Annotated in this window: 8 protein-coding genes; 2 read left to right on the top strand and 6 right to left on the bottom strand. The window is 49.8% G+C overall.

All coding sequences use genetic code 11. From position 1 onward, the window contains the following. Positions 1 to 394: 394 nt before the first annotated feature. On the bottom strand, positions 395 to 826 hold the full coding sequence (locus SGI97_06510; GenBank protein ID MDZ4723538.1) for an arsenate reductase ArsC: 432 nt from the start codon (positions 824 to 826) through the stop codon (positions 395 to 397). 324 nt (positions 827 to 1,150) lie between these two features. On the opposite strand from SGI97_06510, the gene SGI97_06505 reads away from it, so the two are divergent. Next, positions 1,151 to 1,837 carry a heavy-metal-associated domain-containing protein gene (locus SGI97_06505; GenBank protein ID MDZ4723537.1) on the top strand — a complete coding sequence of 229 codons (687 nt, stop codon included), beginning with the start codon at positions 1,151 to 1,153 and terminating at the stop codon, positions 1,835 to 1,837. A 178-nt stretch (positions 1,838 to 2,015) separates the two neighbouring features. Then, complete coding sequence (locus tag SGI97_06500) at positions 2,016 to 3,041, top strand: hypothetical protein (GenBank protein MDZ4723536.1); 1,026 nt, start codon at positions 2,016 to 2,018, stop codon at positions 3,039 to 3,041. A gap of 48 nt (positions 3,042 to 3,089) precedes the next feature. On the opposite strand, the gene SGI97_06495 is transcribed toward SGI97_06500, so the two are convergent. From SGI97_06495 to SGI97_06475, 5 genes are all read right to left on the bottom strand, one after another. Beyond that, on the bottom strand, positions 3,090 to 3,455 hold the full coding sequence (locus tag SGI97_06495) for an acyl-CoA thioesterase (protein MDZ4723535.1): 366 nt from the start codon (positions 3,453 to 3,455) through the stop codon (positions 3,090 to 3,092). A 108-nt stretch (positions 3,456 to 3,563) separates the two neighbouring features. Then, the gene (locus SGI97_06490) at positions 3,564 to 4,397 is read right to left on the bottom strand and encodes a hypothetical protein (GenBank protein MDZ4723534.1); all 834 of its coding nucleotides are present in this window, start codon (positions 4,395 to 4,397) and stop codon (positions 3,564 to 3,566) included. 175 nt (positions 4,398 to 4,572) lie between these two features. Next, on the bottom strand, positions 4,573 to 5,076 hold the full coding sequence (locus SGI97_06485) for a DUF1572 family protein (GenBank protein ID MDZ4723533.1): 504 nt from the start codon (positions 5,074 to 5,076) through the stop codon (positions 4,573 to 4,575). A gap of 474 nt (positions 5,077 to 5,550) precedes the next feature. Beyond that, a complete protein-coding gene (locus SGI97_06480; GenBank protein MDZ4723532.1) occupies positions 5,551 to 6,210 on the bottom strand; it encodes a hypothetical protein in 660 nt (219 codons plus the stop codon). Continuing rightward, the gene (locus tag SGI97_06475; protein ID MDZ4723531.1) at positions 6,207 to 6,908 is read right to left on the bottom strand and encodes a hypothetical protein; all 702 of its coding nucleotides are present in this window, start codon (positions 6,906 to 6,908) and stop codon (positions 6,207 to 6,209) included. The genes SGI97_06480 and SGI97_06475 overlap by 4 nt, the downstream gene beginning before the upstream one ends. Positions 6,909 to 7,083 lie beyond the last annotated feature (175 nt).

The following is a 7,083-nucleotide window of genomic DNA, read 5'->3' as shown; positions in this document are numbered from 1 at the left end:
CCAGTCCTAAAGATTTAAGAGAACAAGTGTACTTCTACACTTAGATAGAATAGCGGTTTTCAGGGATAAGTCAAGGCAGATTATTGTTAGGACGGGATGTAAGTCAAAAACGACAAAGAGGGGATGAACCCTCCTTCGGCGGGCAGGCATGAGATGGTTACGGTTACACCATTCCCTTTGGTCGCACCTCTCCGAGACGAGTTTTCAGCATTCCCTACGGTCATTGCTTCCTTCGGTCTTAGATGCCTTCAGCCGCAATCCTCTGGAGATGTAGTAAAACCAAGTCAATTACGCACGGGTTGTCAAGCACTTTCCGGGGATAATTAGTGCGGCGGTTCATCACACGCTCAATGACACATTTGGCAGAGTCAAATCATGTTCGCACGAGACCTTGTCAAACTGAACTCTCCACAACCCACTTCTTCACACGCTCCCCTATCTCATCTCTCACCCGCCGAAACACACCCATAATCTCCGCCTCGCTCCCTGCTTCATTTGCGGGATCATCAAAGGGCCAGTGCATACATGTGCCTTCGCCCGCAAAAACAGGGCAATTTTCAGCGGCATTGTCGCAGACAGTAATCAGGTAGTCAAATTTCTGGCCATTATATTTGCTCAAATGGTCCGATGTGTGTTTAGAAATATCAATCCCGATTTCATCCATGGCAGTGATAGCGAGGGGATTGACCCCTTTTGGTTTGAGTCCCGCAGAAAAGACTTCAATTCCCTGTCCGCCATACTGACTCAAAAAGCCTTCAGCCATTTGTGACCGGCAGGAGTTACCTGTGCAGAGGACTAATATCCGCATTTTGCTCTCTTGTTTCATATTGTTTCTGATCCTACGCCAATATAGCGACCATAAAAAGCAGTCAGACATTAAAAAGGAGACAGATCCCAAAGATCGGGCCAATGAGTCATAACCCCTTGCCCCACACTGATCTTTAGAGCTATTTGAGAACTAACACAAAAGAAGTATTTTATGCCATTCTTTTGGAACTCAGTAGGGCAGAAGCTGTTTAAAGGTAAACGAAGATTATCCAAAAAGGATAGAAGCAACCAAGGACCGACAACATTAGTATTGACTTACTCCGACAACAAAATATATTAAACTAATTAAACTCAAACCGTTACCTACTGAAGGAGCACTCCTGTGAAGAAAAGTATCATGACCTCGATGGCCGCACTGGCTCTTTTGGCGTTCTGCGCCAATCCGATCTCTGCCTACGATGCCGAAAAGACATCGGCTGACAAGACCTCGGCCTCCGCCACATGCGCCTCCAAGACCGAAGCCAAACTGGCTTCTGAAAAAGCTGGATGCACTGGTATGGCCAAAGAAGCTAACGCCACCTCGGCCTCTGCCAAAACTGCTGTTTGTACTGCCGAACAGATGGCCGCCTGTGCCGCCGCTGGTTGCTCGATGACAGAATGCGATTCCAAACTTGCCACCGCGACAGCCAAAGAAGTCAACTTTGAAGGCAAACTTGCCGTCGTCAATATGAACATCTCCGGTATGACCTGCAACGGTTGTTCAGGCGCCGTTTCAGCCGAGCTGATGAAGCTCCCGGGTGTTGTTAAAGTTGCCGCTATCGACTACAAGAGCGGCTTTGCCAAAGTTGTTGTCGACCCAGCCAAGGTCAAAAATGAAATGCTTGCCACTACGGTAACAAGCAAAGGCTACAAGGCCGAATTTATCACGGCGGTTGCGACCTCAACCACAACTACTGGCGCCGCCAAGACTGGCGCTGCCTGCTGCTCAGCTACTGACAAAGCCGCCTGCGCCGCCAAGGAAGCTGCCAAAGTCGAAGCTACTGAAGCCTCAGCCAAGTCTCCTCAGTAATCTCTTTCTGCATAGATTCAAAGGTGGGGATCTTTTATCCCCGCCTTTTTTATTTACTTCCAAGCCATGATATAAACTTGATGAGAGAGGCTGTTGGGAGTATTGTGAGCCACGATGCCTCTGAAAATACTTGATCAAAGCAGTGAACGCATGACCTCAATTAGCCGTTATTAGAACAATGACTTTCCGATTTAATCCATTTGATACACCACGCCGCCCGACAGCCATAATACTCATGTTTCTGGCATTAGTTGTTTTTAGCCCATCAGCTTACGCCGCTAAATACGCCGGAGATGCCTTTTCCCTTGGTGTTGGAGGACGCGGACTTGCAATGGGCGGAGCGGTTATCGCCGGGCCCTTTGACGGCACAGCCGCCTACTGGAACCCGGCCGGGATGAACAGCCTCGACGGTCGTTTTCTGACCGCCATGCATGCCGAGACCTTTGGGTCGCTTCTCAATCATGATTTTATCGGCTACGTCAATTCACGCGGCAAGGAGAATTCAACGATCAAGGCCTTCGGGTTCTATGTCTATTACCTCGGCGGGGGCGGAATCAAGATTACCCAGCTAAACCAATTTGACCGGCCAGAAGTTGTGCGTGAGGAATCTCATGGAGACTATCTCTTTTCGGCTTCTCTTTCAGGCAAAATCAGTCCGTCGATAGACTTCGGCCTGACGGCCAAAACAATCTATCGCGATATTGGCACTGAATCCGGAATCGGGCTTACGGTCGACGCTGGTGGTCTGTACAAAGTGAATAAATATTCCACACTGGGACTTATGGTCACAGATGTCACAACAGGATTTATCCGCTATTCAGGCGGAACGAGTTTTGAAAATCGAGACAGCATGATAGTTGAGACCAAAAGTAATGCCGAGACGATCTATCCGACGGTCAAACCGGCGTTCTTGATTGAATACTCATACAATGATTTTACCGGTCGTTTTGCCGGAAGCGGCGATGTGAAATTCGAAGGGCTAAAACAGACCGCGCAGTTTTGGAGCGGCGAATTCTCGCTTGATACGCACTGGGGCTTTGAACTCGGGTTCAAGGATATTCTCTTTGGACGGGCCGGATTCGATGTCGGCAAGTTTACCGCAGGGGGCGGAATAGACATACGCAAGATAACGGTAGATTTCGCCTATCTGCACCATGACGACCTCGATGAGACCTTCCGTGTCAGCGCTGGCTACCAGTTCTAATGCAACTCCGCTCTAAGATAATTAAGCGTAACAGAACATAAAAATTGTTCAGATGACTTTTACGGGTCGTCGGTCTGCTCCAACTGCGACCATTGTAAAGATACCGTTCACTGCGCTCTCCCGTCCGTCTTCGAACATCTTCTCCAGAAAAATCTCAACCTTGACCTGAATGCTGGTTCGACCGACTCTCGACACCGAGCCGATGAGTTCGACAATCGTACCGGCGGGGATCGGTTTGGTAAAATCTATTTTATCAAGCGACACGGTCACAAATTCCTGACGGCTGTAGCGGTTGGCCGTTATGGATGCCACTTCGTCCATCCACTGCAGGGCCGTGCCGCCAAAAAGTGTCCCGATATGGTTTGTAGTATAGGGCAAAATTAATTTTACGACATGGGTTCTGGATTTTGCCACACGTTCTTCAAAAGTCAATTGCGTTGTGATAATCTCTCCTCGGTCAAATAACTTCTTTCGTGAGGAAAGTTATGCCGATTTTCTATTCAATGCAATCGAACAAAATGGTTATTCGGATGAGAAGAGGCTGAAACTGTAGCTGAGACCTGCGCGGAGATTATATCCTGAAACGACTTGGGTGCCATTGACATTTCGATACAGCGGCAGCTCAATTTCTGTTCGTAAAAAAAGGGGGGATGAAAACAGGTCGAAAAGCCGGAGAGTGGCTCCGGGGACAACATAGAGCCATTCTCCGCCGCTGCTGAGATAGGCCGCGCCGTTTACCTTATCCTGACTTCGCACGATAAGAAGTATTTTCGCCGATGTCCTCAGCCGTTCCCAGCAGGTCACATAGTCTGCATCGAGCGTATAAGCGTAGTAGTCGCCAAGTTGCTGTCCGTCGTTATCCGAAACAATCTGACGCGTGAATCCTCGAAATCCCATGCTGAACTGTTCTGTGAACATGACACCAACTCGGGTGGAGAGGATCGGATCAACCGTCCCGCTTGTAATGTCTATTTCATCGAAGAAAATATCGACCATATCGCCGCTTACGGGCACAGTTACTCCCACAGAAACTGAGAGCAACAACAGCTTTGCGCCGGACATCCTGGACCAGTTTCCTCGAGTCGAAAGAGACATATCCCCAAGTTTTGTGCTCCGCTCGATTCCGCTCGCGCCACGCTGATTGCTTCCCCGGTGATCGCTCGTGTGCCGAATAATCGGCAGAGCGGCCATGATACCAAAACGACTCGTCAGGGAATAATCGACGGAGGGGGTTACAGTCTCGAGCCTCTTCCCGAAGGTATGAACGTAGCTTGGAGCTTGAGTGTCGGTTATGCTATTCCGGCCAGTCCGTAGTTGATTCTTATCCGCGCGTGTAAAATCAAAGCCAAGTCTCAAATAACCCGCAGATGAAGATGTATTCTGACTTCCGCCGACCGGCGAATCACGCGAAGCTCAAAGCGCTCAGCCAAACGATGAGTTGGGAACAAAAAGGGCTACAACAAGCCCGAAGATAAGACTGGCGGTTCGTTTGATCATGTCTGCTATTTAACGCAAAATAGAGTCGAAAAGTTTAAAGTTTCCTCGGAATTGACAAAGACTGCCATTTTGAACCAGCGAAATGTTTTGACAGAAGCACTATCTGGCCGACATGCTGGCCGTAATGGGTCAATTGACGATTTATAGCGGCAACAACCGAGATTGATGAACCGCGAATGGTGACCTCCTTGCCAAGGTCCTCGGCGTTGAGAGACATGAGTGTAGCAAAAAGCACACCCCAGCCTTCCTCCCAGCGTGTATCGATCGAGGTTCTGTTTTCCGCAGAGTCAACGACAAACTCGCCGTCGCGATTTCTCAGTGGTTTTTCTCCATCGGTTGTCAGGAAATCTGTCCAGCGAGAAATCATATTCCCCGCCATATGCTTGTAGATAAGCGCGATGCTATTTGATTCGTCGTCGAGACAATGAAAAAACAAGTCTCCGCTTACTGCATCGGACTGGGCGACAGCTTTCTCGGCGAGGACTTTTAGATTCCGAAATTCGCTTATTGCATTCTCAAGATAGACTTGTTCAAACATCTCTTATGCCTTCTTATATGAACAGATAAATCGCATACGTATTAATTATAGTATACGCCAACCCGTTCTAAAAGAAAAAGAAAGCGCAATGCCCGTTTATGATTAGTTCAATAAGGGCTTCAGCTATTTTTCTCATTTATTGCGCGTTAACTCGGCACTTCTCGCTTGTTCATATTTCTGCTATTCGACGGCGAAACTTAGAGCTTGACTGGATGTGCATCAATCAGGCTTATTGCGTCAATGAAATAATGGTAAATGGCAAGATACGTAATATATCGTAAAATTTAATTTTCATATTATAAATCCCTTTTGATCAGTCCATCATACCCTTTAGTCTACCATATCTCATACCCTCATTGTACCCAAAATTATATCCTTTTTCATAGGCATCCTTACGGACGGCTTCCAATTTAGCCTCATATTTCTCTGGAGTTAAAATGTACTTAATCGACGGTTTTCCGCAAGTCCCAGCTGCTAGAGGGTGCCGAGCCTTCCGTCAAGGTACGCTTTCGCGCACTCGTAGTGCCAATTCGTGCGTGTGGTCGTTTCGAAGCGTTTGAACACGAAGCCTGTCGCTTCGGGAACCTGCTTGCAATTGTAGAACACAGTCTTTCTGCTACTGATCCGATCTGTCAGCGTGCAGAAGAGTAGAAGATAGTCCTTGCCCCCAAAGAACACGATGTCCTCTTGTGTCGCGTCCGGTAGCATCTCGAAATCGTCGTAACAGTCCTCTTTCCTGCGCTGCTTATACCTTTCCGCGCTTTGGCTGAAGGTGATGTCGTAATACGGCGTCAGGAAATCGGCCCGGATCAGGCCCCAGCCTGCAGAAAGGATGTAGACACTTTGGCAGCCGAAGCGATTCACCAGCTGTGTGTAAATTTCTCTTCGGTAGAGCTGATAGGCGGGCAGGAGACCGAGCGGGTTGCCCTTGGCTACCTCCTCGTTGTACTTCAACAACTCCTGCCGCCATGACAGTTCGTTGCTGGCAAGGTCATCGGGCCGTGCGTATTCGTGGGCTGGGTCGTCGGGGGCCGCTTCCGGATCGGCCACAAAGACAACGGGCTTGCCTCCGGCTGAGAACAGATGTCCGGCATGAGTTCGCTTGCTCGCCGCGCATTGAATGACGGCGATCATGATGCGCCGCCTACTGCCGATACGTGCCGTTCGAGTTCGTCCAGAAACCGCGGGTCATAGCTTTCATCGACGTGATTTGAATTCCAGAGCCCGGAAGTCCTGACTTTCTCTCGGTCGCAGTGACGTCCGAGCCAGTGGGGGGAGGGCTGATCGAGCGGGTGTCTGTGGTAGTTGCTCAGCAGTGCAATCGCGTTACGCTCCACGTAGCCTCGGCGACTTCCCGGCCCCGCATCGTCTTCCAGCGAGAGCCAGAGGAATGGCATTTTCCCGATAACAAGGCTGACCTCGCACTCCAAAGGAAATTCGCCGATTCGCACATCACCCTTAGCGGTGTTTCCATCGCCCCAGGTCGGAAACTCGCCCATGTCGCGGCTGATCAGCGCCGCACCGACAATGAGCCTGAAGATCGAACCTCTGTGATTGCCGCCGCCAGTGCTCGGCTGGCCCTTGTGCTGGGAGAGGCGCGTCCAGAGTTTCGTCCTGGAATCAGTTTTCAGGGCATGAGTGCCGACACGAACGATTCGCAGGCCATCGCCGGTGTCGGAACGGAGTTCTCCCAGTTCACGAAAGAAATAGACGCCTCGCTTTGGCCAGTCCATTCGTCCTGAGCAACTCGCAAGCGTTCGCGTGCCGATGCTCTTTTCGAGCCTGCCGAGTAGCGAATAGAACTTGATGAGATGTTCGCGCCGCTCATCCATATGTGTAACAAGTCTCCCAACACTTTGCGTCAATGTACTTAATGGTTCCACCCCTTCCTTCGGTCGCCCTTTGGTCATCGGCGGTTTTCCGCAAGTCCCAGCACTCTGGCGTTTGCTATTTTTCATCACCGCAATGTACTTAATCGGCGGTTTTCCGCAAGTCCCAGCACTCTGG

The organism is Candidatus Zixiibacteriota bacterium, from assembly GCA_034439475.1.
In the GTDB taxonomy this organism is placed as follows: Bacteria; Zixibacteria; MSB-5A5; order GN15; family FEB-12; genus JAWXAN01.
The sequence above is the reverse complement of the archived record's forward strand: the minus strand, read 5'-3'. Positions and strand labels throughout refer to the sequence as shown.